Annotated in this window: 23 protein-coding genes, 6 tRNA genes and 2 other RNA genes; 29 read left to right on the top strand and 2 right to left on the bottom strand. The window is 57.4% G+C overall.

Annotated elements, in window-relative coordinates:
* Positions 1-51: 51 nt before the first annotated feature.
* Entirely contained in the window at positions 52-1,344 is a 1,293-nt protein-coding gene (locus ACSBQV_RS09135) for a citrate synthase (RefSeq protein WP_033642196.1), read from the bottom strand.
* A 729-nt stretch (positions 1,345-2,073) separates the two neighbouring features.
* On the opposite strand from ACSBQV_RS09135, the gene sdhC reads away from it, so the two are divergent.
* From sdhC to sucD, 8 genes are all read left to right on the top strand, one after another.
* Positions 2,074-2,463: a succinate dehydrogenase cytochrome b556 subunit gene (gene sdhC / locus ACSBQV_RS09130; protein WP_004939893.1), complete on the top strand. Its 390-nt coding sequence runs from the start codon at positions 2,074-2,076 to the stop codon at positions 2,461-2,463.
* Complete coding sequence (gene sdhD, locus ACSBQV_RS09125) at positions 2,457-2,804, top strand: succinate dehydrogenase membrane anchor subunit (RefSeq protein WP_004939891.1); 348 nt, start codon at positions 2,457-2,459, stop codon at positions 2,802-2,804. Before sdhC ends, sdhD begins: the two co-directional genes overlap by 7 nt.
* Positions 2,805-4,571, top strand: a complete 1,767-nt coding sequence (sdhA, locus tag ACSBQV_RS09120; RefSeq protein WP_015376974.1) for a succinate dehydrogenase flavoprotein subunit — start codon at positions 2,805-2,807, stop codon at positions 4,569-4,571. It abuts the gene before it with no gap.
* A 16-nt stretch (positions 4,572-4,587) separates the two neighbouring features.
* On the top strand, positions 4,588-5,304 hold the full coding sequence (locus tag ACSBQV_RS09115; RefSeq protein ID WP_015376975.1) for a succinate dehydrogenase iron-sulfur subunit: 717 nt from the start codon (positions 4,588-4,590) through the stop codon (positions 5,302-5,304).
* 275 nt (positions 5,305-5,579) lie between these two features.
* The gene (gene sucA, locus ACSBQV_RS09110) at positions 5,580-8,387 is read left to right on the top strand and encodes a 2-oxoglutarate dehydrogenase E1 component (RefSeq protein WP_033644215.1); all 2,808 of its coding nucleotides are present in this window, start codon (positions 5,580-5,582) and stop codon (positions 8,385-8,387) included.
* Positions 8,388-8,451: 64 nt separating this feature from the next.
* A complete protein-coding gene (gene odhB, locus ACSBQV_RS09105) occupies positions 8,452-9,666 on the top strand; it encodes a 2-oxoglutarate dehydrogenase complex dihydrolipoyllysine-residue succinyltransferase (protein WP_033642197.1) in 1,215 nt (404 codons plus the stop codon).
* 122 nt (positions 9,667-9,788) lie between these two features.
* Positions 9,789-10,955 carry an ADP-forming succinate--CoA ligase subunit beta gene (gene sucC, locus ACSBQV_RS09100; protein WP_015376978.1) on the top strand — a complete coding sequence of 389 codons (1,167 nt, stop codon included), beginning with the start codon at positions 9,789-9,791 and terminating at the stop codon, positions 10,953-10,955.
* On the top strand, positions 10,955-11,827 hold the full coding sequence (sucD, locus tag ACSBQV_RS09095; protein WP_004939878.1) for a succinate--CoA ligase subunit alpha: 873 nt from the start codon (positions 10,955-10,957) through the stop codon (positions 11,825-11,827). The genes sucC and sucD overlap by 1 nt, the downstream gene beginning before the upstream one ends.
* A gap of 72 nt (positions 11,828-11,899) precedes the next feature.
* Here sucD and ACSBQV_RS09090 read toward each other — a convergent pair whose 3' ends face one another.
* Entirely contained in the window at positions 11,900-13,798 is a 1,899-nt protein-coding gene (locus tag ACSBQV_RS09090) for a bifunctional metallophosphatase/5'-nucleotidase (RefSeq protein WP_099785360.1), read from the bottom strand.
* A 684-nt stretch (positions 13,799-14,482) separates the two neighbouring features.
* Here ACSBQV_RS09090 and cydA point away from each other — a divergent pair.
* From cydA to pnuC, 21 genes are all read left to right on the top strand, one after another.
* The gene (cydA, locus tag ACSBQV_RS09085; protein ID WP_004939873.1) at positions 14,483-16,051 is read left to right on the top strand and encodes a cytochrome ubiquinol oxidase subunit I; all 1,569 of its coding nucleotides are present in this window, start codon (positions 14,483-14,485) and stop codon (positions 16,049-16,051) included.
* Between the two features lie 14 nt (positions 16,052-16,065).
* Complete coding sequence (gene cydB, locus ACSBQV_RS09080) at positions 16,066-17,205, top strand: cytochrome d ubiquinol oxidase subunit II (protein ID WP_015376980.1); 1,140 nt, start codon at positions 16,066-16,068, stop codon at positions 17,203-17,205.
* A 17-nt stretch (positions 17,206-17,222) separates the two neighbouring features.
* Entirely contained in the window at positions 17,223-17,336 is a 114-nt protein-coding gene (gene cydX / locus ACSBQV_RS09075) for a cytochrome bd-I oxidase subunit CydX (protein WP_004939868.1), read from the top strand.
* On the top strand, positions 17,336-17,632 hold the full coding sequence (gene ybgE, locus ACSBQV_RS09070) for a cyd operon protein YbgE (RefSeq protein WP_004939866.1): 297 nt from the start codon (positions 17,336-17,338) through the stop codon (positions 17,630-17,632). The genes cydX and ybgE overlap by 1 nt, the downstream gene beginning before the upstream one ends.
* A 130-nt stretch (positions 17,633-17,762) precedes the next feature.
* Positions 17,763-18,167 (top strand): tol-pal system-associated acyl-CoA thioesterase, encoded by a 405-nt coding sequence (ybgC, locus tag ACSBQV_RS09065; protein WP_004939863.1) that lies wholly within the window; start codon positions 17,763-17,765, stop codon positions 18,165-18,167.
* On the top strand, positions 18,164-18,847 hold the full coding sequence (tolQ, locus tag ACSBQV_RS09060; protein WP_004939862.1) for a Tol-Pal system protein TolQ: 684 nt from the start codon (positions 18,164-18,166) through the stop codon (positions 18,845-18,847). The genes ybgC and tolQ overlap by 4 nt, the downstream gene beginning before the upstream one ends.
* A gap of 12 nt (positions 18,848-18,859) precedes the next feature.
* A complete protein-coding gene (gene tolR, locus ACSBQV_RS09055; RefSeq protein ID WP_004939859.1) occupies positions 18,860-19,288 on the top strand; it encodes a colicin uptake protein TolR in 429 nt (142 codons plus the stop codon).
* An 81-nt stretch (positions 19,289-19,369) separates the two neighbouring features.
* On the top strand, positions 19,370-20,593 hold the full coding sequence (tolA, locus tag ACSBQV_RS09050; protein WP_099785358.1) for a cell envelope integrity protein TolA: 1,224 nt from the start codon (positions 19,370-19,372) through the stop codon (positions 20,591-20,593).
* Between the two features lie 133 nt (positions 20,594-20,726).
* Positions 20,727-22,019 carry a Tol-Pal system beta propeller repeat protein TolB gene (gene tolB, locus ACSBQV_RS09045; protein ID WP_004939856.1) on the top strand — a complete coding sequence of 431 codons (1,293 nt, stop codon included), beginning with the start codon at positions 20,727-20,729 and terminating at the stop codon, positions 22,017-22,019.
* A gap of 44 nt (positions 22,020-22,063) precedes the next feature.
* The gene (pal, locus tag ACSBQV_RS09040) at positions 22,064-22,579 is read left to right on the top strand and encodes a peptidoglycan-associated lipoprotein Pal (protein WP_004939853.1); all 516 of its coding nucleotides are present in this window, start codon (positions 22,064-22,066) and stop codon (positions 22,577-22,579) included.
* Between the two features lie 9 nt (positions 22,580-22,588).
* A complete protein-coding gene (gene cpoB, locus ACSBQV_RS09035; protein WP_004939852.1) occupies positions 22,589-23,383 on the top strand; it encodes a cell division protein CpoB in 795 nt (264 codons plus the stop codon).
* A gap of 178 nt (positions 23,384-23,561) precedes the next feature.
* Positions 23,562-23,637: transfer RNA gene (locus tag ACSBQV_RS09030), tRNA-Lys, on the top strand.
* A gap of 29 nt (positions 23,638-23,666) precedes the next feature.
* A tRNA-Val gene (locus ACSBQV_RS09025) sits at positions 23,667-23,742 on the top strand.
* Positions 23,743-23,749: 7 nt separating this feature from the next.
* A tRNA-Lys gene (locus ACSBQV_RS09020) sits at positions 23,750-23,825 on the top strand.
* A 15-nt stretch (positions 23,826-23,840) separates the two neighbouring features.
* Positions 23,841-23,965: non-coding RNA, RtT sRNA (locus ACSBQV_RS09015), on the top strand.
* A 152-nt stretch (positions 23,966-24,117) separates the two neighbouring features.
* Positions 24,118-24,193: transfer RNA gene (locus ACSBQV_RS09010), tRNA-Lys, on the top strand.
* 45 nt (positions 24,194-24,238) lie between these two features.
* Positions 24,239-24,314: transfer RNA gene (locus ACSBQV_RS09005), tRNA-Val, on the top strand.
* A gap of 6 nt (positions 24,315-24,320) precedes the next feature.
* A tRNA-Lys gene (locus ACSBQV_RS09000) sits at positions 24,321-24,396 on the top strand.
* A gap of 76 nt (positions 24,397-24,472) precedes the next feature.
* A non-coding RNA gene (locus ACSBQV_RS08995) (RtT sRNA) lies at positions 24,473-24,597 on the top strand.
* 321 nt (positions 24,598-24,918) lie between these two features.
* On the top strand, positions 24,919-25,980 hold the full coding sequence (gene nadA / locus ACSBQV_RS08990; RefSeq protein WP_015376982.1) for a quinolinate synthase NadA: 1,062 nt from the start codon (positions 24,919-24,921) through the stop codon (positions 25,978-25,980).
* A gap of 20 nt (positions 25,981-26,000) precedes the next feature.
* A complete protein-coding gene (gene pnuC / locus ACSBQV_RS08985; protein ID WP_033652339.1) occupies positions 26,001-26,726 on the top strand; it encodes a nicotinamide riboside transporter PnuC in 726 nt (241 codons plus the stop codon).
* Positions 26,727-26,731 lie beyond the last annotated feature (5 nt).

The following is a 26,731-nucleotide window of genomic DNA, read 5'->3' as shown; positions in this document are numbered from 1 at the left end:
AAAACGCCGCCCGAAGGGGCGGCGCTGTGCGGTTTCAGCCGGGGAAGCGGCTTACTTGGTTTTCAGCTGGGATTTGAAATCACGCTCGGCATAGCCGGTGTACAGCTGACGCGGACGAGCAATTTTGATGCCTTCGTCGTGCATTTCGTTCCAGTGCGCGATCCAGCCGATGGTGCGCGCGATGGCGAAGATCACGGTGAACATGGAAGAAGGAATGCCCATCGCCTTCAGGATGATGCCGGAGTAGAAGTCGACGTTCGGGTACAGTTTCTTCTCGATGAAGTACGGGTCGTTCAGCGCGATGTGCTCCAGCTCCATCGCCACCTGCAGCAGGTTGTCGTCCTTCTTGTTCAGCTCTTTCAGCACTTCGTGACAGGTCTCGCGCATCACGGTGGCGCGCGGATCGTAGTTCTTGTACACGCGGTGGCCGAAGCCCATCAGGCGGAAGGAGTCGTTCTTGTCCTTGGCGCGCTTGATGAATTCCGGAATGTGATCGACGGTCTTGATCTCTTCCAGCATTTTTAGCGCCGCTTCGTTGGCGCCGCCGTGCGCCGGCCCCCACAGGGAGGCGATGCCGGCCGCGATGCAGGCGAACGGGTTGGCGCCGGAAGAGCCGGCGGTGCGCACGGTCGAGGTAGAGGCGTTCTGCTCATGGTCGGCGTGCAGGATCAGGATGCGATCCATGGCGCGTTCCAATACCGGGTTCACCACGTACTCTTCGCACGGGGTGGCGAACATCATGTGCAGGAAGTTGCCGGCATAGGACAGATCGTTGCGCGGATAAACGAACGGCTGGCCCAGGGAGTATTTGTAGCACATCGCGGCCACGGTCGGCATTTTGGACAGCAGACGGAACGCGGTGATTTCACGGTGACGCTCGTTGTTGACGTCCAGCGCATCGTGGTAGAACGCCGCCAGCGCGCCGGTCACGCCGCACAGCACCGCCATCGGGTGCGAGTCGCGACGGAAGCCACGGAACAGATGGGTGATCTGGTCGTGGATCATGGTGTGGCGGGTAACGGTCGTTTTGAAGGTCTCGAACTCTTCCGGCGTCGGGGTCTCGCCGTACAGCAGGATGTAGCACACTTCCAGGTAGGAAGATTCTTTCGCCAGCTGTTCGATAGGGAAGCCGCGGTGCAGCAGCACGCCTTTGTCGCCGTCGATGAAGGTAATCTTGGATTCGCAAGAAGCGGTGGAGGTAAAGCCGGGATCAAATGTGAAATAACCTTTGGAACCCAGAGCGCGGACATCGAGGACATCAGGGCCCAGTGTCGGTGTCAATACGCCCAGTTCGATCGGAGCTTCGCTGTCGTTAATGGTTAGCGTCGCTTTCTTATCAGTCATTTACTGTCTCCTTAGCGCCTTATTTTAAAAACCACTAACAACTGAAATACCTTAAATCTCTGCAGGTTGCCCGCAAAAAATGGTGCGGACGCTAACTCTGTGAGCGACTGCGCAACTGTGCGCGGGTAGGGTACAGAGTGCTGACCAGGCGAACGAGACGGGTGACCAGTTGTTAACGATTCAGAGTAATTCGTTATAGTCTGTTAATCTTACCTATGAGCTGTTCGAAGAGATGTGAACCTATCCCAATAAACTGTTTTTATTTGCTTTATTTGCTTTTTGACGCCGGCAAAATCGAGCGGGAAACAACGGCTATTGGGATAGGTTCGCCAAATACACTGTTGCATAACTCGAACCCGGGGGGAAGTGTATCTGCTGACCCGTAGCGCATCATAGGACCGTTTGTGCCCCTATATGTAATGGAAATGTTGATCTCTTGTCAAATCAGATAATTAATTTTGCACTAATTGTGAAATCCGTGATCTGAATCACTGTTCGGGGGAAATGTTATCAAAGCGGTTGTATGAGAATTGTAATCAGAATGTGATCCTCCTATACTGCCGCCAGGTCTCCGGATTACCCTGAAGTAGGAGCACCCAGCGTTATAAATGCGCGCCGTTTGAGCACAGAGGATGTTGATGTTTGAGCGCGTGACGTGTAAGGGTTTTAGGCTCTTAACGCTGTCTGATCCCCGCCCAGGCCCGGAGGAAGGAAAATAATAAGAGCTGTGTGGGCAAATACGTGAAAAAACAACGACCTGTCAACTTGGATCTGCAAACGATCCGGTTCCCCGTAACTGCGATAGCGTCTATCTTACACCGAGTCTCTGGCGTAATTACCTTCGTTGCCGTGGGTATCCTCCTCTGGCTGCTGGGCCTGTCACTCTCTTCCCAAGAGGGGTTCCTGCAGGCGGCCGCCATCATGAATAGCTTCATCGTCAAATTCATATTCTGGGGCATCCTCACGGCGCTGGCCTATCACATTTGCGGTGGCATCCGTCACTTGTTAATGGATTTTGGCTACATCGAAGAGAGTTTGGCCGCCGGCACCCGTTCCGCCCAGGTGGCGATCGGTCTGACCGTCGTGCTGTCAGTTCTGGCTGGAGTCCTCGTATGGTAAACAACGTTTCTGCATTAGGGCGCAACGGCGTGCACGATTGGCTGCTGCTGCGTGCTTCCGCTATCATCATCACCCTGTACGTCCTGTATATCCTGGGCTTTTTCGTCACGGCTCCGGAACTCACTTATGACATCTGGCGCGGTTTCTTCGCCACTTCCATTACGAAAGTGTTCACTCTGCTGACCTTGCTGTCGATTCTGGTGCACGCCTGGATCGGGCTGTGGCAGGTGCTGACGGACTACGTCAAGCCGCTGGCGGTTCGCCTGGTGTTGCAGCTGGCTGTCGTGGTCGCGTTGCTGGTCTATTTACTGTACGGAACAATCGTAGTGTGGGGTGCTTAAATGAAACTGCCAGTCAGAGAGTTTGATGCCGTCGTAATCGGCGCCGGCGGTGCGGGCATGCGTGCCGCGCTGCAAATTTCCCAAGCGGGCTCGACCTGTGCCCTGCTGTCCAAAGTTTTCCCGACCCGTTCCCATACCGTGTCCGCCCAGGGCGGCATCACCGTCGCGCTCGGCAACAGCCACGAGGACAACTGGGAATGGCATATGTACGACACGGTGAAAGGTTCCGACTATATCGGTGACCAGGACGCCATCGAATATATGTGTAAAACCGGCCCGGAAGCGATTCTGGAACTGGAACACATGGGCCTGCCGTTCTCTCGCCTGGACGACGGCCGCATCTACCAGCGCCCGTTCGGCGGTCAGTCGCTGAACTTCGGCGGCGAGCAGGCGGCGCGTACCGCCGCCGCAGCCGACCGTACCGGCCACGCGCTGCTGCACACCCTGTACCAACAGAACCTGAAAAACCACACCACCATTTTCTCTGAGTGGTATGCGCTCGATCTGGTGAAAAACCAGGACGGCGCGGTGGTCGGCACCACGGCTATCTGCATCGAAACCGGTGAAGTGGTTTACTTCAAAGCCAAGGCCACCGTGCTGGCGACCGGCGGCGCAGGCCGTATTTACCAGTCCACCACCAACGCCCACATCAACACCGGCGACGGTGTCGGCATGGCGCTGCGCGCCGGCGTGCCGGTGCAGGACATGGAAATGTGGCAGTTCCACCCGACCGGCATCGCCGGCGCGGGCGTGCTGGTGACCGAAGGCTGCCGCGGCGAAGGCGGTTACCTGTTGAACAAACACGGCGAGCGCTTCATGGAGCGTTATGCGCCGAACGCCAAAGATCTGGCGGGGCGCGACGTGGTTGCCCGTTCGATCATGATCGAAATCCGCGAAGGCCGCGGCTGTGACGGTCCTTGGGGCCCGCACGCCAAGCTGAAGCTGGATCACCTGGGCAAAGAGGTGCTGGAATCCCGTCTGCCGGGCATTCTTGAGCTGTCCCGCACCTTCGCGCACGTCGATCCGGTGAAAGAGCCGATCCCGGTTATCCCAACCTGTCACTATATGATGGGCGGCATTCCGACCAAGGTGACCGGTCAGGCGTTGACCGTAAACGAGAAAGGCGAAGACGTGGTGATCCCTGGGCTGTTCGCCGTGGGCGAAATCGCCTGCGTATCGGTGCACGGCGCCAATCGTCTGGGCGGCAACTCGCTGCTGGACCTGGTGGTGTTCGGCCGTTCCGCCGGCATGCACCTGCAGGAATCGTTGGAAGAGCAGGGCGTGAGCCGTGACGCCAGCGACTCCGACGTGGAAGCTTCGCTTGATCGTCTGAACCGTTGGAACAATACCCGTTCCGGCGAAGACCCGGTCGAAATTCGCAAAGCGCTGCAGTCTTGCATGCAGCACAACTTCTCGGTATTCCGCGAAGGCGATGCGATGGCCAAGGGCCTGGAAGAACTGAAAGTGATCCGTGAACGTCTGAAGAACGCACGCCTGGACGATACCTCCAGCGAGTTCAACACCCAGCGCATCGAGTGCCTGGAGTTGGATAACCTGATGGAGACCGCGTATTCCACCGCCGTGTCGGCCAACTTCCGTACCGAGAGCCGTGGCGCACACAGCCGCTTCGACTACCCGGAACGCGATGACGCCAACTGGCTGTGCCATTCGCTGTATCTGCCGCAATCGGAAAGCATGACGCGTCGTGAAGTGAACATGCAACCGAAGCTGCGCCCGGCATTCCCGCCGAAAGTGCGTTCTTACTAATTGCGGAGATCGACAGATGAAACTCGAATTTTCCATTTATCGCTACAATCCGGATGTCGACGACGCGCCGCACATGCAGGACTACACCCTGGAAGCGGAAGAAGGCCGTGACATGATGCTGCTGGATGCGTTGATCCAGCTGAAAGAAAAAGATCCGACCCTGTCGTTCCGTCGCTCATGCCGCGAAGGCGTGTGCGGTTCCGACGGCCTGAACATGAACGGTAAAAATGGCCTGGCGTGCATCACTCCGGTTTCGTCGCTGCGCAAAGGCAACGGCAAGATCGTGATCCGTCCGCTGCCGGGGCTGCCGGTGGTGCGCGATCTGGTGGTGGATATGGGGCAGTTCTACACTCAGTATGAAAAGATCAAGCCTTACCTGCTGAACGACGGCAAGAATCCGCCGGCGCGTGAGCACCTGCAGTCGCCGGAACAGCGCGCCAAGCTGGACGGTCTGTACGAGTGCATCCTGTGCGCCTGCTGCTCGACTTCTTGCCCATCGTTCTGGTGGAACCCGGACAAGTTCATCGGGCCTGCCGGTCTGTTGGCGGCGTATCGCTTCCTGATCGACAGCCGTGACACGGAAACGCAAGAACGTTTAGATGATCTGGACGATGCTTTTAGTGTTTTCCGCTGCCATAGCATTATGAATTGTGTCAGTGTATGTCCTAAAGGCTTGAACCCGACGCGTGCGATCGGGCATATCAAGTCCATGCTGCTGCAACGCGGCGCATAAACGGAATGAGATGCTGCGCCGGGCTCTTTTCCGGCGCACATCCCATAGGGGAGGGAACCTCTAAAAACTGACCCGCGGCTGCGGCGCTATGCAGCCTGGTTCTTCCGCCGGTTTTTAGAGGTTCCTTGTAAGGGACCGCAAGGTCCATAACAGAACGTATCGGGCCGTCATGGCCGCAAGTACGTCGAGTGAACCGTTTTACGGCAAACCGTATTCATCACGGTAATTATGTTAACCACGGCGAAAACTAAAGCTTCAAAGCTTAAGGGATCATGATGCAGAACGGCGCAATGAAGGCCTGGCTGGATTCCTCCTATCTGGCGGGCGCGAACCAGTCTTACATAGAGCAGCTCTATGAAGATTTCTTAACCGATCCGGGTTCCGTTGAAGATAGCTGGCGTTCCATTTTTCAACAGCTACCAACCGCGGGTGTCAAACCCGATCAGCTCCACTCTCAAACGCGCGACTACTTCCGCCGCCTGGCGAAAGACTCCGCGCGCTACAACACCACCATCACCGATCCGGCAACCGACGCCAAACAGGTCAAGGTACTGCAGCTGATCAACGCCTTCCGCTTCCGCGGACATCAGCATGCCAACCTCGATCCGCTCGGCCTGTGGCAGCGTGAGCAAGTTCCTGACCTTGAGCCCGCTTACCACAACCTGACCGAAGCCGATTTCCAGGAAACCTTCAACGTGGGCTCTTTCGCCATCGGCAAAGAAACCATGAAGCTGGGCGATCTGTACGCCGCGCTGAAGCAGACCTACTGCGGTTCGATCGGCGCTGAATACATGCACATCACCAACACCGAAGAGAAACGCTGGATCCAGCAGCGCATCGAGTCGGTGGTGGGGCGCGCCAGCTTTACCGCCGACGAAAAACGCCGTTTCCTGAACGAGCTGACCGCTGCGGAAGGCCTGGAACGCTACCTGGGCGCCAAATTCCCGGGCGCCAAACGCTTCTCGCTGGAAGGCGGCGACGCGCTGGTGCCGATGCTGAAAGAGATGGTGCGCCACGCCGGCAAGAACGGCACGCGTGAAGTGGTGTTGGGCATGGCCCACCGCGGCCGTCTGAACGTGCTGATCAACGTGCTGGGCAAAAAGCCGGCCGACCTGTTCGACGAATTCGCCGGCAAGCATAAAGAACACCTCGGCACCGGTGACGTGAAATATCACCAGGGCTTCTCCTCCGACGTGGAAACCGAAGGCGGCATGGTTCACCTGGCGCTGGCGTTCAACCCGTCGCACCTGGAGATCGTCAGCCCGGTGGTCATGGGGTCGGTTCGCGCCCGTCGCGATCGTCTGGACGAAGCGCGCAGCAACATGGTGCTGCCGATCACCATCCACGGCGACGCCGCCATTACCGGCCAGGGCGTGGTTCAGGAAACCCTGAACATGTCTCAGGCTCGCGGCTACGAAGTGGGCGGCACTGTGCGCATCGTCATCAACAACCAGGTTGGCTTCACCACCTCCAACCCGCTGGATGCGCGCTCTACCGAATATTGCACCGACATCGCCAAAATGGTTCAGGCGCCGATCTTCCACGTTAACGCGGACGATCCGGAAGCCGTGGCCTTCGTCACTCGCCTGGCGTTGGATTTCCGTAACACCTTTAAGCGTGACGTGATGATCGATCTGGTCTGCTACCGTCGCCATGGGCACAACGAGGCCGATGAGCCGAGCGCCACCCAGCCGGTGATGTATCAGAAGATCAAGAAACACCCTACGCCGCGCAAAATCTACGCTGACATTCTGACCGAACAGAAAGTGGCCAGCCTGGAAGATGCCACGGAAATGGTCAACCTGTATCGTGATGCGCTCGACCGCGGCGATTGTGTGGTTGAAGAATGGCGTCCGATGAATCTGCACTCCTTCACCTGGTCGCCGTACCTGAACCACGAGTGGGACGAAGAGTACCCGAGCAAGGTTGAGATGAAGCGTCTGCAGGAACTGGGCCGCCGCATCAGCACCGTGCCGGAAGCGATCGAAATGCAGTCACGCGTGGCGAAAATCTACGCTGACCGCGCCGAGATGGCGGCGGGCAACAAGCCGTTCGACTGGGGCGCCGCCGAAACGCTGGCCTACGCCACCATGGCGGATGAAGGCATTCCAATCCGCATCTCCGGCGAAGATGCCGGCCGCGGCACTTTCTTCCACCGTCACGCGGTGGTGCACAACCAGAAAAACGGTTCGGTCTATGTTCCGCTGGCGAATATCCACAGCGGCCAGGGCGAATTCAAGGTCTGGGACTCCGTGCTGTCTGAAGAGGCGGTGCTGGCGTTCGAATACGGCTACGCCACGGCAGAACCGCGCACGCTGACCATCTGGGAAGCGCAGTTCGGCGACTTCGCCAACGGCGCGCAGGTTGTTATCGACCAGTTCATCAGCTCCGGCGAGCAAAAATGGGGCCGTATGTGCGGCCTGGTGATGCTGCTGCCGCACGGCTATGAAGGCCAGGGCCCAGAGCACTCCTCCGCGCGTCTGGAACGTTATCTGCAGCTGTGCGCTGAGCAGAACATGCAGGTGTGCGTCCCGTCCACGCCGGCGCAGGTTTACCACATGCTGCGTCGTCAGGCGCTGCGCGGTATGCGTCGTCCGCTGGTGGTGATGTCGCCGAAGTCGCTGCTGCGTCACCCGCTGGCGGTCTCTTCGCTGGACGAGCTGGCCAACGGCACCTTCCTGCCGGCGATCGGCGAGATCGACGATTTGGATCCGAAAGCGGTCAAGCGCGTCGTGCTGTGCTCCGGTAAGGTTTACTACGACCTGCTGGAACAGCGTCGCAAGAACGAGCAGAAAGACGTGGCCATCGTGCGCATCGAGCAGTTGTATCCGTTCCCGCATCAGGCCGTGCAGGCCGTGCTGGAGCAATACTCGCACGTGCATGACTTCGTCTGGTGTCAGGAAGAGCCGCTGAACCAGGGCGCCTGGTACTGCAGCCAACACAACTTCCGTGAAGTGGTGCCGTTCGGGGCTTCTTTACGTTACGCAGGACGTCCGGCCTCCGCCTCTCCGGCGGTGGGTTATATGTCCGTACACCAGAAGCAGCAGCAGGCTCTGGTGAATGATGCGCTGAATATTGACTAATGTTCGCTCGCTTGCCGGCCGAGGGGCCGGCAAGCAGATGATAAAAAACTTAAGGGAAAGCTAAATGAGTAGCGTAGATATTCTGGTTCCTGACCTTCCTGAATCGGTTGCCGATGCGACCGTAGCCACCTGGCACAAGAAACCGGGCGACAGCGTTCAGCGTGACGAAGTCCTGGTTGAAATCGAAACCGACAAAGTGGTGTTGGAAGTGCCGGCCAGTGAAGCGGGTATTCTCGATGCTATCGTGGAAGAAGAGGGCGCGACCGTACTGTCTCGCCAGCTGCTCGGCCGCATCCGTCCGGGCGACAGCTCCGGCAAGCCGACCGCTGAGAAGAGCCAGGAGAAAGAAGCCACGCCTGCACAGCGCGCGACCGCGAGCCTGGAAGAAGAAAGCAATGACGCGCTCAGCCCGGCGATTCGCCGCCTGATTGCTGAACACGATCTCGATGCCGGCGCCATCAAAGGCACCGGCGTGGGTGGCCGCATTACGCGTGAAGACGTGGAAGCGCACCTGGCCAAAGGCGGCGCCGCTGCCAAACCAGCCGCCGCTGAAGCCGCGCCGCAGCCTGCTCTGGCCGGCCGCAGCGAAAAACGCGTGCCGATGACCCGCCTGCGCAAACGCGTCGCCGAGCGTCTGCTGGAAGCGAAAAACAGCACCGCGATGTTGACCACCTTCAACGAAATCAACATGCAGCCGATCATGGATCTGCGCAAGCAGTACGGCGAAGCCTTCGAGAAACGCCACGGCGTGCGTCTGGGCTTCATGTCCTTCTACATCAAGGCGGTGGTTGAAGCGCTGAAGCGTTTCCCGGAAGTGAACGCGTCGATCGACGGTTCCGACGTGGTTTACCACAACTACTTCGACATCAGCATCGCGGTTTCCACCCCACGCGGCCTGGTGACGCCGGTACTGCGCGATGTAGACGCCATGAGCATGGCTGACATCGAGAAGAAAATCAAAGAGCTGGCCGTTAAGGGCCGCGACGGCAAACTGACCGTGGAAGAGCTGACCGGCGGTAACTTCACCATTACCAACGGCGGCGTATTCGGCTCCCTGATGTCCACCCCGATCATCAACCCGCCGCAGAGCGCCATCCTGGGCATGCACGCCATCAAAGATCGCCCAATGGCGGTCAATGGTCAGGTGGTGATCCAGCCGATGATGTATCTGGCGCTGTCTTACGACCACCGCCTGATCGACGGTAAAGAATCCGTCGGTTATCTGGTGACGGTCAAAGAGATGCTGGAAGATCCGGCTCGTCTGCTGCTGGACGTCTAGTAACCCTTGCCGGGCGCGGCACGCCGCGCCCGCACTCTGTGCTATGTGGCCGGAAAACCATGCGGTTTACCGCGTAACAATGGTCCGGCTAAAAACCTTCAGAACTGAATGGATAGAACATCATGAATTTACACGAATATCAGGCAAAACAGCTGTTTGCTCGGTATGGCATGCCGGCACCAACCGGTTACGCCTGTACCACTCCGCGTGAAGCAGAAGAAGCCGCATCCAAAATCGGCTCCGGCCCGTGGGTGGTGAAATGTCAGGTTCATGCTGGCGGCCGCGGTAAAGCGGGCGGCGTTAAAGTCGTCAACAGCAAAGAAGATATCCGTGCCTTCGCGGAAGCCTGGTTGGGCAAACGTCTGGTGACTTACCAGACTGACGCGCTGGGCCAGCCGGTTAACCAGATCCTGGTAGAAGCGGCGACCGACATCGATAAAGAGCTGTACCTGGGGGCCGTTGTAGACCGCGCGACCCGTCGCATCGTATTCATGGCGTCTACCGAAGGCGGCGTGGAAATCGAGAAAGTGGCGGAAGAAACCCCGGAACTGATCCACAAAATGACCATCGATCCGCTGGCGGGTCCACAGCCTTATCAGGGCCGTGAACTGGCCTTCAAACTGGGCCTGACCGGCAAGCAAGTCAGCCAGTTTGCCAAGATCTTCATGGGTCTGGCCACGCTGTTCCTGGAGCGCGACCTGGCGATGGTTGAGATCAACCCGCTGGTGATCACCAAGCAGGGCGATCTGGTGTGCCTGGACGGCAAACTGGGCGCCGACGGCAACGCCCTGTTCCGTCAGCCTGAACTGCGTGAAATGCGTGACCCTTCGCAGGAAGACGAGCGTGAATCCCGTGCGGCTCAGTGGGAGCTGAACTACGTTGCCCTCGACGGCAACATCGGCTGCATGGTGAACGGCGCCGGTCTGGCGATGGGCACCATGGACATCGTTAAACTGCACGGCGGTGAACCGGCCAACTTCCTGGACGTTGGCGGCGGCGCGACCAAAGAGCGCGTGACCGAAGCGTTCAAAATCATCCTGTCCGACGACAAGGTGAAAGCGGTTCTGGTTAACATCTTCGGCGGTATCGTACGTTGCGATCTGATCGCCGACGGCATCATCGGCGCAGTGGCTGAAGTGGGCGTTAACGTCCCGGTCGTTGTGCGCCTGGAAGGGAACAACGCCGAACTGGGCGCCAAGAAACTGGCGGACAGCGGCCTGAATATCATTGCTGCGACCAGCCTGACTGATGCGGCTCAGCAAGTTGTTGCAGCAGTGGAGGGTAAATAATGTCCATCTTAATCGATAAAAACACCAAAGTAATTTGCCAGGGCTTCACCGGTAGCCAGGGGACTTTCCACTCCGAACAAGCTATCGCTTACGGCACCAAAATGGTTGGCGGCGTCACCCCAGGCAAAGGCGGCACTCAGCACCTGGGTCTGCCGGTGTTCAACACCGTGCGCGAAGCGGTTGAAGCGACCGGCGCGACGGCCTCCGTCATCTACGTTCCAGCGCCGTTCTGCAAAGACTCCATTCTGGAAGCGATCGATGCCGGCATCAAATTGATCATTACCATCACCGAAGGCATCCCGACCCTGGACATGCTGACCGTGAAAGTGAAACTGGACGAAGCCGGCGTGCGCATGATCGGGCCGAACTGCCCAGGCGTGATCACCCCGGGCGAGTGCAAAATCGGCATCATGCCTGGCCACATCCACCTGCCGGGCAAAGTGGGCATCGTTTCCCGCTCCGGTACCCTGACCTATGAAGCGGTGAAACAAACCACCGATGCCGGTCTGGGCCAGTCCACCTGCGTGGGCATCGGCGGTGACCCGATCCCGGGCTCCAACTTCATCGATATCCTGAAGATGTTCCAGCAGGATCCGCAGACCGAAGCGATCGTGATGATCGGTGAGATCGGCGGCAGCGCTGAAGAAGAAGCGGCAGCTTACATCAAAGAACACGTCACCAAACCGGTCGTGGGCTACATCGCCGGCGTGACCGCGCCAAAAGGCAAGCGTATGGGCCACGCGGGCGCCATCATCGCAGGCGGCAAAGGCACGGCGGACGAGAAGTTTGCTGCGCTGGAAGCGGCGGGCGTGAAAACCGTTCGCAGCCTGGCGGACATCGGCGACGCGGTAAAAGCGGTGCTGAAGCGCTAAGATATTAGTACGAAAAAACACTATCTCGACATGTTTGGCCACCCATTGGGTGGCCTTTTTTATGGGTGAAGATCAGAACTCGTTGAGCGCCTTGATCAGCGCGATCCGATCCTGCAGGCGGCGCTGCAGCACCGGATCCGCGGCGGCTTGCCGCTGTTGCTCCAGCGAGGTGAGGGCGGTGCGGTAATCGTCGGCGTTGTGGAACAGCGCGTCTTTGACGTTGATCGAGGCGACGTTGGTGTAGCGGCCATCGTCGGTGGTCGGCACCTGGATAACGCCTTCATTGAGCAGCCGTTTGACAATCGCCCGCTGCGGTTCGTATCCCGCCATGCCGACCAGCTTCCAGCGCTGCGGCGGCACGCTCTGATACTGGCCGTGTTTCACTTCCGTCAGGTAGCGCAGAGCCAGGTTGCGAATGGTGCCTTCTTCTTCACCGTATTGCGCTTTGCTGTCGAACAGCACCGGGAAGGATTGCCCCTCCAGCGCGCCGCCCTTCTGCGTCAGGTGGCCCATACGGTAACTGTTCATACCCAGGCGGATCGGCATGTCGTCGGTGACCGGCGTGCCGTCTGCCAGGCGCAGACTGACGATGCGTGAACCGGCCGGTTGACGCAGATCGATAGTGTAAGTGACGCCGTCGAAGAAATCGTTGGTGGAATATTTGGACGAGCGCCGCGCCGGGTTAAAGCTGTAGGTGACGTCGCCCGGCTGCAGCTGATTGAAATAATCGGCAGACCACTCCATGTAGCGTTTAAGCGCTTTGCCGTTGAGCTGATAAACGGTGATCTCGCCGCCGGCGTATTGGTAGTTAAAGGCGATATCCTTGGCCTTGATGTCGCCGACATCCAGTTTGGCGCGATCGTTGTCGATCTGCAGGGCGATCACCTGCGCCAGCGGTGCATAGTGACGGGCGGCCTGCTGGAATAACTCACTGATGCCGGTATCCTGAACGTGTACCTGAGGAATGCCGCGGAACTCGTCGGCAGGCACCAGATCGCTGCCGCTCAGCTTCGCCACGACTCGGTTGGCGTTGGCGCGCAAAATGTCATGATACGGCTGGTAGAGAGCCTGCATGGCGCTGTCCGGCGCCAGCCCCTTGATGGAATAGGTGTAGCTGTTTTTGTCGATCAGCGTGAATTTGCCATCGCGGCGTTCAAATTGCAGGTCAATGCGTGACAGCGCGCGACCGTACTTATCCGGCTCCGTGATGATGACGCCGTTCACCACCGCTTTGTCGATCTTCACATGCATGTGGCCGGCGACGATCGCCGCCAGCTCCGGGTTGGCGTTGGCGATGTCCGCCACGCCGGTGCCGGGGCGCTGGTTCTCGTTGTCGATGCCCATATGCGCGACCAGCACGATCGCGTCGACCTGGCCGTCGATCTGCCTGATGACCTGTTTCACCGCCTGTACCGGATCGGTGAAGTTTAGCCCTTTGATGCGATCGGTGCCCTTGGCGAATTCCGCAGTCATCGGCGTGTCCATGCCGATAATGCCGATCTTCACGCCCTGGCGTTCAAGGATGGTATAGGCCGGCAGATAAGGTTTGCCGCTGTCCCAGACGATGTTGCCCGCCAGCGCCGCGCCTTTAAACTGTTTGAGCGGCGTGGCCAGCGCCGGCAGACCGAAGTCGAATTCGTGGTTGCCCATCACCCAAACGTCGTAGTCAAGCGCGTTGAGGCCCAGCATCATCGGGCTGACGGCCTCCTGTTTGAAGGTTTCGACGAAGTTGCCCTGGATGGTGTCGCCGGCGTCCACCAGAATCAGGTTGGGCTGTTCGGCGCGCACCTTTTTGACCTGGGTGGCTATCTGGCTCAGGCTGCCCGCCAGGTTTTCCGTGTCGCTGGCGTAGTCCCAGGGCACGAAAGTGCCGTGCAGATCGGAGGTGCCCAACAGGGTGATATTTACCGTTTCGGCGGCCATGGCGTTTCCCGAGAGTCCCAAGACAGAGGCAAAGATGATTTTTTTCATAAGTTATTGTCACTCAATGCAATTTTAACATAAGTGGTCATTTTGCTACAAAATCGCAACCTTTACGATCCCATTGCGAGAAATAGACTAATATTGGAGAGAGATTTGTTGTTTTGTGACTGCTATCACTGTCACGGCTTATTGGAAATAAAAGGTTAATTATGTCGCATAATAAGTGCGTAATAATACAATGGCGGCTCTTTTGAATTACATTTATTTAACACAAAAATATCATTAAAAAACAATTAAACCATTGCGCAACATGACCCTAAGAAAATTATGCGAAATGTGCTGATGAATATGGAAATAATATGCGGATAGGCTTAAATTGTCTCAGATCAAATTAGGCCGAAGTACCTCTTTCGGCTAAGATTTGACCTGTAACCAAAAGTCCAACCCACGTCACGTAAAAACCTATTTATTGTGTGGGATTGGGCGAGTATCATCCATGTTGTGATTATGGATGGTTGATCTTGTTGCATTTGTTACCCGTTGTCGGTTTTCAGTGGCGTGCTTGTCGACGGCCCGTGCGGGCTATTGGCCGAGTGTGCGGTTGAAAGCGGAGAAGCTGGATCAAATTTGTTGTGTTTAAGGGCATTCACTGCGGGGCGTTACTGGCGGCTTTGAAAGAAGCGTGCCGATAACCGCGTGTCGGAGTCTTCCTGCGAGGAGCAAGGAGTCAAGATGTTTGATATTGTCGAACTGTCGCGCTTACAGTTTGCTTTAACGGCGATGTACCATTTCTTATTTGTCCCATTAACGCTCGGTATGGCGTTCTTGCTGGCAATTATGGAAACGGTATATGTCCTGTCTGGCAAACAAATCTATAAAGACATGACCAAATTCTGGGGAAAGTTATTTGCGATTAACTTTGCTCTGGGTGTGGCCACCGGTTTGACCATGGAGTTCCAGTTCGGGACTAACTGGTCATATTTCTCTCATTACGTCGGCGATATCTTCGGGGCCCCACTGGCTATCGAAGGTCTGATGGCGTTCTTCCTTGAATCGACGCTGGTCGGCCTGTTCTTCTTCGGCTGGGATCGTCTGAGCAAGGTGCAGCACATGGCGGTAACCTGGTTCGTGGCACTCGGCTCCAACCTGTCCGCGCTGTGGATCCTGGTCGCCAACGGCTGGATGCAGAACCCGATCGCGTCGGATTTCAACTTCGAAACCATGCGCATGGAGATGGTCAGCTTCTCCGAGCTGGTCCTTAACCCGGTTGCGCAGGTGAAATTCGTTCACACCGTGGCTGCAGGCTACACCACCGGCGCCATGTTCGTGCTGGGCATCAGCGCTTACTACCTGCTGAAGGGCCGCGACATCGCTTTCGCCAAACGCTCCTTCGCCATCGCAGCCAGCTTCGGCATGGCTGCGGTGCTGTCGGTGATCGTGCTGGGTGACGAATCCGGTTACGAAATGGGCGACGTACAGAAAACCAAACTGGCCGCCATCGAAGCGGAGTGGGATACCCAGCCGGCGCCGGCGTCCTTCACCCTGTTCGGCATCCCCGATCAGGACAAGATGGAAAACTCCTTCTCTATTCAGATCCCGTATGCGCTTGGCCTGATCGCCACGCGTTCCACCGACACTCAGGTCACCGGCCTGAAAGATCTGCTGGCGCAACATGAAGTGCGCATCCGCAACGGCATGAAAGCCTACCAGCTGCTGGAAGAGCTGCGCGGCGGCAATACCGATCCTGCGGTGCGTGCGGAATTCAACAAAACCAAGCAAGACCTGGGCTACGGCATGCTGCTGAAGCGTTATACCCCGAACGTCAGCGACGCGACGGAAGCGCAGATCCAGCAGGCGACCAAGGACTCCATTCCACGCGTGGCGCCGCTGTACTTCGCCTTCCGCATCATGGTGGCCTGTGGCGTGCTGATGCTGCTGATTATCGGTCTGTCCTTCCTGAGCGTGGTGCGCGGCCGCATCGGCCAGAAAAAATGGCTGTTGCGTGCGGCGCTGTATGGCTTGCCGCTGCCGTGGATCGCGGTGGAAGCCGGCTGGTTCGTGGCGGAATACGGCCGTCAACCGTGGGCGATTGGTGAGGTGCTGCCGACCGCAGTCGCCAACTCTTCGCTGACCGCGGGCGACATTCTGTTCTCGATGGGGCTGATTTGCGGCTTGTACACCCTGTTCCTGGTGGCTGAAATGTACCTGATGTTCAAGTTTGCGCGTCTGGGTCCAAGCAGCCTGAAAACCGGCCGCTACCACTTTGAACAACCGACTGCCGCCGTGCAGGAAGCGCGCTAAACAGGAGTCCACGTATGTTTGACTATGAAGTACTGCGATTTATCTGGTGGGTGCTGGTTGGCGTACTGCTGATCGGCTTCGCCGTCACCGACGGTTTCGACATGGGCGTCGGCATCCTGGTGCGCATCATCGGTAAAACCGATACCGAGCGCCGGGTGATGATCAACTCCATCGCCCCTCACTGGGACGGTAACCAGGTGTGGCTGATCACCGCCGGCGGCGCGCTGTTCGCCGCCTGGCCGATGGTCTACGCAGCGGCCTTCTCGGGCTTCTACGTCGCCATGATCCTGGTGCTGGCGGCGTTGTTCTTCCGCCCGGTCGGTTTTGACTACCGTTCCAAGCTGGAGAGCAGCCGCTGGCGCAACATGTGGGACTGGGGCATCTTCATCGGTTCCTTCGTGCCTGCGTTGGTGTTCGGCGTGGCGTTCGGCAACCTGCTGCAGGGCGTGCCGTTCCATGTGGACGAGTACCTGCGTCTGTTCTACACCGGCAACTTCTTCCAACTGCTGAATCCGTTCGGTCTGTTGGCAGGCGTGGTCAGTCTGACCATGCTGGTCACTCAGGGCGCGACCTACCTGCAGATGCGCACCACCGGCGAGATCCACCTGCGGTCACGCGCCGCAGCGCAGATCGCGACGCTGATCATGGCGGTATGCTTCCTGCTGGCGGGTGTGTGGCTGGTTAAAGGCATCGACGGCTACGTGATCACTTCGGCGCTGGACACCATGGCGGAATCCAACCCGCTGCGTAAAGAAGTGGCGCATCAGGCCGGCGCATGGCTGATCAACTTCAACAAGTATCCGCTGCTGTGGGCCTTGCCTGCACTGGGCGTGGTGCTGCCGTTGTTCACCATCCTGTTCTCGCGTCTGGAGAAAGGCGCGCTGGCGTTCGTCACCTCGTCGCTGACCATCGCCTGCGTCATCCTCACCGCCGGGGTCACCATGTTCCCGTTCGTGATGCCGTCCAGCACCGTGCCTAACGTCAGCCTGACCATGTGGGACGCGACGTCGAGCCTGTTGACGCTGAAAGTGATGACCGTCGTGGCGGCGATCTTCGTGCCTATCGTTTTGGCGTACACCAGCTGGTCGTACTACAAAATGTTCGGTCGTCTCGACAAGAACTACATCGAAAACAACAAGCATTCGCTGTACTAAGGATAAGGAGCTAAACCATGTGGTATTTTGCCTGGATTCTCGGAACGCTTCTTGCCTGCGCCTTCGGCATCATCACGGCGCTGGCGCTTGAGCAGAGCGAAGCGACCAAAGCTCAGCAAGACGGTAAGTAATGAGCTCGTCCGTGATTGACAAGCTGTACGCTGTCACCGACAAGGGCCCGGTTCGGGCCCTTTCCCTGGTGCTGGCGTTGATTTTGGCGGGGTGCGTGTTCTGGGATCCGACGCGTTTCGCCGCCAAAACCAGCTCGCTGGAGATTTGGGAAGGGCTGTTGCTGATTTGGGCCGTATGCGCCGGAGTGATCCACGGTTTCGGATTCCGCCCGCAGCGCAGCGTCTGGCGCGCTTTTTTCGCGCCGCTTCCTGCAATTGTGATCTTGTGCGCAGGATTACTTTACGTTTCTTTATAATCTCCCCGATGTCCCCACGTTATGGGCCCTCACGGCCCATAATTATTTTCATTCCCATCTTGTAACCCATTCCCAACCCGATCCGTCTTGCGTATAGTAGCAGCGTTAAATTGCATTGCTGGGAAGTAGAGTGAGTAATACGTTGTTTCGATGGCCGGTTCGCGTTTACTACGAGGATACCGATGCCAGTGGTGTGGTCTATCACGCCCGCTACGTCGCCTTTTTTGAAAGAGCGCGCACAGAGATGCTGCGTCAGCACAACTTTCATCAACAGCAGCTGCTCAGTGAACAAGTCGCTTTTGTCGTCCGGCGCATGACGGTGGATTATCTGGCTCCGGCTCGTCTTGACGAGCAACTGGAGGTCCAGAGTGAAATCACCTCTCTGCGCGGGGCTTCTCTCACGTTTGCTCAACGCATTGTCAATTCTGACGGGGCCCTACTGAGCCAGGCAGATGTCCTGATTGCCTGTATTGATCCACACCAAATGAAGCCAAGAGCGCTTCCTAAGTCTATTGTCGCGGAGTTTAAGCAGTGACTGACATGAACATCCTAGATTTATTCTTGAAGGCGAGCCTGCTGGTTAAGCTTATCATGTTGATTTTGATATGCTTCTCGGTAGCCTCTTGGGCGATCATCATTCAGCGCACCCGCATCCTCAATGCGGCGACGCGTGACGCCGAAGCCTTTGAAGACAAATTCTGGTCCGGTATCGAGCTTTCCCGTCTGTACCAGGAAAGTCAGGCGCGTCGCGATAGCCTGACCGGTTCCGAGCAGATCTTCCATTCCGGCTTCAAAGAGTTCGCCCGCCTGCACCGCGCCAACAACCATGCGCCGGAGTCGGTGATCGAAGGGGCGTCGCGTGCGATGCGCATTTCGATGAACCGTGAGCTGGAAACGCTGGAAACCCATATTCCGTTCCTCGGCACCGTCGGTTCGATCAGTCCGTACATCGGTCTGTTCGGCACCGTGTGGGGGATCATGCACGCCTTTATCGCGCTGGGCGCGGTGAAGCAAGCCACGCTGCAGATGGTGGCGCCGGGTATCGCCGAAGCGCTGATCGCCACCGCGATCGGTCTGTTCGCCGCCATCCCGGCGGTAATGGCCTATAACCGTCTCAACCAGCGCGTCAACAAGCTTGAGCAGAATTACGACAACTTTATGGAAGAGTTCACCGCTATTCTGCATCGTCAGGCCTTCTCCAGCGACAGCAAATAAGTAGGAGGTAGCATGGCGAGAGTACGTGGACGTAGTCGGCGCGAGCTGAAGTCCGAAATTAACATCGTTCCGCTGCTCGACGTGTTGCTGGTGCTGCTGCTGATCTTTATGGCAACCGCGCCAATCATCACGCAGAGCGTGGAGGTTGACCTGCCGGACGCCACCGATTCCAAAACGGTGTCCAGCGATGACAATCCGCCGGTGATCCTCGAGGTTTCCGGCGTAGGTCAATACACCCTGGTGGTGGATCACAACCGTATGGAGCTGCTGCCGCCTGAACAAGTCGCGGCCGAAGCCAAGTCGCGTTTGGCGGCTAACCCGAAAACGGTCTTTTTGATCGGCGGTGCGAAGGAAGTCCCTTACGATGAGATTATCAAGGCATTGAATATTCTCCATCAGGCGGGCGTGGCTTCCGTGGGGCTGATGACCCAGCCGATCTGACCGTAAGGCGAACGGCAACCCGGTTCCTGCGCTGCGGCCCAGGAACCCCGTATAAGCAACACCAGTTTTTGGGAATCTATTTTGGTAAAGGCAACTGAGCAAAACGATAAGCTGAACCGCGCCGTTATTGTTTCGGTCGTTCTGCACTTCATACTGATTGCCCTGCTGATTTGGGGATCGCTGCAGGAAAAGGTCGACATGAGCGCCGGCGGCGGCGGCGATGGTTCTGTCGTGGGCGCGGTGATGGTCGATCCCGGCGCCGTGGTGGAACAGTACAACCGCCAGCAGCAGCAGAGCAACGATGCGCAGCGTGCCGAGAAGCAGCGCCAGAAAAAAGCGGAGCAACAGGCCGAAGAGCTTCAGCAGAAGCAGGCGGAGCAACAGCAGCGCCTGAAAGAGCTGGAGAAAGAGCGTTTGGCGGCGCAGGAGAAAGCCGCGCAGAACGCCAAGGCGCAGGCTGAGCAACAGCAGAAGGCAGCGGAGCAGCAGAAACAGGCCGCCGAGCAGCAAAAAGCGGCGGAAGCCGCCGCAGCGAAAGCCAAAGAGCAACAGAAGGTCGCCGAAGCCGCCGCCGCCAAGGCGAAGGCCGAAGCGGACAAGGTCGCCAAGGCGCAGGCGGACGCGCAGAAGAAAGCCGAAGCGGAAGCCAAGAAAGAAGCGGCCGCCGCTGCCGCCGCCAAGAAACAGGCGGAAGAGGCGAAGAAAGCCGCCGCCGCTGCCGCAGAGCAAAAAGCCGCAGAGGCCGCGGAGAAGAAAGCGGCCGCTGAAGCCGAGAAAAAAGCCGCAGCGGAAGCCGAGAAGAAGGCTGCCGCCGAGGCAGAGAAGAAAGCGGCCGCCGCTGAGAAAGCTGCGGCAGCCAAGAAAGCCGCTGCAGAGAAGAAAAAAGCCGCCGCCGAGGCTGCGAAGCAATCGGCGGAAGTTGATGACCTGTTTGGTGGCCTGGCGGACGGCAAGAACGCGCCGAAAGGTGGCGGCAAGCAGAAGGGTGACGGTAAACCGGCTGGCCAGGGCAATGCCAAAACGGCTGGCGCCAGCGGGGCGGAAATCAATGGCTATCTTGGCCAGATTACCGCTGCGATTCAAAGCAAGTTCTACGATGCGGATCTGTACAAGGGCCGTAAATGTGACCTGCGAATCAAGCTGGCGCCGGACGGTTTTCTGGTAGACGTAAAATCTGAAGGGGGCGATCCGGCACTGTGTCAGGCGGCGATAGCCGCGGCGAAACAGGCGAAGATCCCTAAACCGCCAAGCCAGGCGGTTTATGAGGTGTTTAAGAATGCTCCCCTTACGTTCAAGCCGCAATAATGGTTGTTTGAGCTGAGTAATATCACAGGGATGTACTAAGGTAACCAACAGGGATTATGTAGTTTTACGTAAGTTGGTTTGTTAAAATTCTGCTAATTTATCGCAGGCATCCCGCCTGGATAAGGGAGATGAGATGAAGCAGGCATTTCGAGTAGCGCTAGGTTTTTTAATTCTGTGGGCGTCCGTGTTGCACGCGGAAGTTCGCATTGAAATCACCCAAGGGGTCGACTCCGCTCGTCCGATTGGCGTGGTGCCGTTTAAATGGGCGGGCCCAGGCACGCCGCCGGAAGATATCGGCAAGATTGTCGGCGCGGATCTGCGCAACAGCGGCAAATTCAACCCGATCGACGTGGCGCGCATGCCGCAGCAACCCACCTCCGCGTCTGAAGTGACGCCGGCGGCCTGGACTGCATTGGGCATCGACGCCGTAGTGGTCGGTCAGGTTCAACCTGGCGCCGACGGCAGCTACCTGATCTCCTACCAGTTGGTGGACACCTCGGGTTCGCCGGGTACCGTATTGGCGCAGAACCAGTATAAAGTGACCAAACAGTGGTTGCGTTATTCTGCCCATACCGCCAGCGACGAAGTGTTCGAGAAGCTGACCGGCATCAAGGGCGCGTTCCGCACCCGTATCGCCTACGTGGTGCAGACCAACGGCGGGAAATTCCCGTACGAGCTGCGCGTAGCGGATTACGACGGTTACAACCAGTTCACGGTGCACCGTTCGCCTGAGCCGCTGATGTCGCCAGCCTGGTCGCCGGACGGCAGTAAACTGGCTTACGTGACCTTCGAGAGCGGCCGTTCCGCGCTGGTGGTGCAAACCCTGGCTAACGGCGCTATCCGCCAGATCGCTTCGTTCCCGCGCCACAACGGTGCGCCGGCGTTCTCGCCGGACGGCAGCAAGCTGGCCTTCGCGCTGTCCAAGAGCGGCAGCCTGAACCTGTACGTGATGAACCTCGGCTCCGGCCAGATCACGCAGCTGACCGATGGCCGCAACAACAACACCGAACCGACCTGGTTCCCGGATGGCCAGTCTCTGGCGTTTACCTCCGACCAGGGCGGGCGTCCGCAGATTTATAAAATCAGCGCCAGCGGCGGTGCCGCACAGCGTCTGACGTGGGAAGGCTCTCAGAACCAGGATTCTGAAGTCAGCTCCGATGGTAAATTCCTGGTGATGGTCAGCACCAACAGTGGTGCACAACACATCGCCAAACAAGATCTTGGATCAGGCGCCGTTCAGGTTTTGACCGGCACCTTCCTGGATGAAACGCCTAGTATTGCGCCAAACGGCACCATGGTGATCTATAGCTCCACGCAAGGTATGGGCTCCGTGCTGCAGTTGGTGTCAACTGATGGGCGTTTCAAAGCGCGTCTTCCGGCAACTGATGGACAGGTCAAATTCCCTGCCTGGTCGCCGTATCTGTGATGCATGTGTAAATATGTATGGCAAACTATAAAAGGATCAAAGAAATGCAACTGAACAAAGTGCTGAAAGGGCTTCTGCTGGCACTGCCAGTTCTGGCTGTAGCAGCTTGTAGTTCTAACAAAAGCGCGAACAACGACCAATCTGGTATGGGCGCTGGCGCCGGCACTGGTATGGAAAACGGCAGCAGCAACCTGTCTTCCGAAGAACAAGCTCGTCTGCAGATGCAAGAACTGCAGAAGAACAACATCGTTTACTTCGGCCTGGACAAGTATGACGTAAGCTCCGAATTCGCTCAGATGCTGGACGCGCACGCTGCATTCCTGCGTAACAACCCGTCTTACAAAGTGACCGTTGAAGGCCACGCTGACGAACGCGGCACGCCGGAATACAACATCGCTCTGGGTGAGCGTCGTGCTAACGCCGTTAAAATGTACCTGCAGGGTAAAGGCGTTTCCGCTGACCAGATCTCTATCGTTTCTTACGGTAAAGAAAAACCAGCAGTACTGGGCCACGACGAAGCGGCTTATGCTAAAAACCGTCGTGCCGTTCTGGTTTACTAAGAGAATCGCATGAACAGTAACTTCAGACGTCACCTGTTGAGTCTGTCGTTACTGGTTGGCGTAGCGGCCCCTTGGGCCGCTACTGCCCAAGCGCCAATCAGTAATGTCGGCTCCGGCTCGGTCGAAGACCGCGTCACCTCGCTTGAGCGCATCAGCAATGCTCAAGGCCAGCTTTTAAACCAACTCCAGCAACAACTCTCTGACAATCAACGCGACATTGATTCTCTCCGTGGGCAAATCCAGGAAAGCCAGTATCAGTTGAATCAGGTCGTTGAACGCCAGAAGCAAATCTATCAACAGATGGATAGCCTCAGCCAGGGCGGCGCTCAGAGCGCCTCTGCGGCAGCGGGCGCTGCCGGCGGGGCAGCCGCAGGCGCATCTTCCGATGCGGGCAGCAGCGCGCCTGCAGCCGCTTCTGCAACGCCGAGCGGCGGTGATGAGAACAGCGACTACAACGCCGCTGTTTCTCTGGCGCTGGAAAAAAAACAGTATGACCAGGCGATTTCCGCCTTTCAGTCCTTCGTAAAACAGTACCCGAAGTCTACTTACCAGCCCAACGCCAACTATTGGCTGGGCCAGTTGTTCTACAACAAGGGTAAAAAAGACGATGCGGCCTATTATTTTGCGGTGGTGGTGAAGAATTACGCTAAATCACCGAAGGCGCCGGACGCCATGTACAAGGTGGGTATCATCATGCAGGAAAAAGGGCAGGCCGATAAAGCCAAGGCCGTGTTCCAGCAGGTGATTAAACAATACCCAACCAGTGCGGCGGCCAAGCAGGCGAAAAGTCGCGTAGGCGGTTAACGGTTAGAAAAATGAGCCCAGAAGTTAGTCGATTTGACCGATTTCTGGGCTCATTCGCGTGAAGAACAAGCAGTTGAACGCATCGGTAAAAAATTTAGGTTGCGCTGCCAAGATAAATTAGTAATATATGCCGCCGTTGCCAAGACATCTTGCAAGATGTTAAAGCGGCAGGGAAATTGGGTCGTTAGCTCAGTTGGTAGAGCAGTTGACTTTTAATCAATTGGTCGCAGGTTCGAATCCTGCACGACCCACCAATTTCTGAAGTAGCAGTAACCACAACAGTGGGTGATTAGCTCAGTTGGTAGAGCATCTCCTTTACACGGAGGGGGTCGGCGGTTCGAGCCCGTCATCACCCACCACTGTTATGGGTCGTTAGCTCAGTTGGTAGAGCAGTTGACTTTTAATCAATTGGTCGCAGGTTCGAATCCTGCACGACCCACCATTCTTCGAGAATGGCTGCGATAGAGAATCGTAAAGGATGAGAACCGTAAAGGTTCGAGTCTCGCGCAGCGAGACAACATCACTCCGGTGATGGCCCGCAAGGGCGAGGCCAAAGGCCGAGTTATCCTGCACGACCCACCATTCTTAGAGAATGGCAGCTTCAGAATCGGTTTGATGTGGCAAAGTAAAGGTCCGAGTCGAGTACCCGTCGAGTTGTCCTGAACATCCCCATCCTTGTTTTCCGCGAGTCGGTTTTTGTAGCCTATTCGCCATCAGCAGTAAACCACATCAGTGGGTCGTTAGCTCAGTTGGTAGAGCAGTTGACTTTTAATCAATTGGTCGCAGGTTCGAATCCTGCACGACCCACCACTCTTTGATAGAGCAGGATGTGAAAAATAGCAGTACCACAGCAGTGGGTGATTAGCTCAGTTGGTAGAGCATCTCCTTTACACGGAGGGGGTCGGCGGTTCGAGCCCGTCATCACCCACCACACTGCGGGTCGTTAGCTCAGTTGGTAGAGCAGTTGACTTTTAATCAATTGGTCGCAGGTTCGAATCCTGCACGACCCACCAATTCAGAGAAAAGCGCCTTTTGGCGCTTTTTTCGCATCTGCGCCTACCTGGCTCTGCCTTTATCTTCTTGCTGACATAGCCCACTGAGTCGTGCGGGTGAGATCCTGCGTTCAGGTTCGAGCATCGCGCAGCGATACGACAACGCGCAGCGTTGCCCGTAGGGTGAGGCCACAGGCCGAATCAATCCTGCACGACCCACCAATTCAGAAAAAAGCGCCTTTTGGCGCTTTTTTCGCCTCTGCAGCACCCCAACCTGAATCCCTGCTTTCTCGTTTCAACTCTGCGCCAATCGGCATCCGGGTCTTCCCTGGGCGTTATGCGTCTTCGCCAGGCCATTATCCACTGTGTTCTGCGCGGCTCATTCCAGTGTTTTTAATCTATTAAACACCAAGTGCGCAAATTTGAAAATATCAGCGGACTTTTCGCGCAATTTTAGGTATTTTGTTTAGTATATAAAACGAAGGGCGTTGCGGCAGGCGATATTCAAATGGCAGGCGCCCAGCCTAGCATGAGATTGCAGCGATGAGTGAAATGTTTGATGTCAACGCGGCGGTGTATCCTTTCCCGCCCAAACCGGTACCGCTGGACGTAGCGGAAAAAGCCTTTTATCGCGAAAAGATCAAAACCTTGCTCAAGCAGCGCAATGCGGTGATGGTCGCCCACTACTATACCGATCCGGAAATCCAGGCGCTGGCGGAAGAAACCGGTGGCTGCGTGGCGGATTCGCTGGAAATGGCGCGCTTCGGCAGCGCCCATCCGGCTTCCACGTTGTTGGTGGCCGGCGTGCGCTTCATGGGGGAGACCGCCAAGATCCTCAGCCCGGAAAAACAGGTGCTGATGCCGACCCTGTTTGCCGAATGTTCGCTTGACCTGGGTTGCCCGGAAGAGGAGTTCCATGCGTTTTGCGACAGCCATCCCGATCGCACCGTGGTGGTCTATGCGAACACCTCGGCGGCGGTCAAAGCGCGCGCCGACTGGGTGGTGACCTCCAGCATCGCTGTCGAACTGATCGAGCATCTGGATAGCCTGGGCGAGAAAATTATCTGGGCGCCGGATCGCCATCTCGGCAGCTATGTGCAGAAGCAGACCGGCGCCGACGTGCTGTGCTGGCAAGGCGCCTGCATTGTCCATGACGAGTTCAAGACCCAGGCGCTGCGGCGCATGAAGGCGCTCTATCCGCAGGCGGCTATCCTGGTGCATCCCGAATCGCCTCAGGCGGTGGTCGAGCTGGCGGATGCGGTGGGGTCTACCAGCCAGTTGATTCAGGCGGCGAAAACATTGCCGCATCAACAGCTGATCGTCGCCACCGATCGCGGTATCTTTTACAAGATGCAGCAGGCCTGTCCGGACAAGGAGCTGTTCGAAGCGCCGACCGCCGGAGAAGGCGCGACCTGCCGCAGCTGCGCGCATTGCCCGTGGATGGCGATGAATGGCCTGAAGGCGATTGCCGAAGGTCTGGAGCAGGGGGGCGCACAGCATGAGATCCACGTGGACGCTGCGTTGCGTGAAAAGGCGCTGGTGCCGCTGAACCGCATGCTGGATTTCGCCGCTCAGCTTAAGATGCAGGTTAAAGGCAACGCTTAACCGTTTAAAAGGATGACCTCATGAGCTTCTTCAGTACCAGCAATATTCTGGTGCACATTCCGCTTGGCGCGGGCGGCTACGATCTGTCGTGGATCGAAGCCATCGGCACCCTGTTCGGGTTGCTGTGCATCTGGTACGCCAGCAAGGAAAAAATCGTCAACTACCTGTTCGGCCTGATCAACGTCACGCTGTTCGCGGTGATTTTCTTCCAGATCCAGCTGTACGCCAGTCTGCTGCTGCAGCTGTTTTTCTTCGGCGCCAACATTTACGGTTGGTATGCCTGGAGCCGCCAGACGCAGGATAATCAGGCTGAGCTGCAGATCCGCTGGCTGCCGCTGCCGAAAGCGCTGGCTTGGGCGGCGGTGTGCGTCATCGGCATTGGCCTGATGACCTTTAACATCGACCGCGTGTTCGCCTGGCTGACGCAGATTGCGGTGGCGGTGATGCAAGGGCTGGGGCTGAACGTACAGATGCCGACGCTGCAGCCGGACGCCTTCCCGTTCTGGGATTCGGCGATGATGGTGCTGTCCATCGTGGCGATGATCCTGATGACGCGCAAGTACGTGGAAAACTGGCTGCTGTGGGTGGTGATCGATGTCATCAGCGTGGCGATCTTCGCTTACCAGGGCGTTTACGCGATGGCGCTGGAGTACGTCATTCTGACGCTGATCGCGCTGAACGGCTCCTGGCTGTGGATCAAGAGCGCCGGGCGCAACCATTCCAATCCGTTATCTTCCGCTCCGTAACAACG

It is taken from the genome of Serratia sp. B501 (assembly GCF_051172315.1).
Classification (GTDB): domain Bacteria; phylum Pseudomonadota; class Gammaproteobacteria; order Enterobacterales; family Enterobacteriaceae; genus Serratia; species Serratia ureilytica.
Note: the sequence above shows the minus strand (reverse complement) of the source record. Positions and strands in the feature narration are given on the sequence as shown.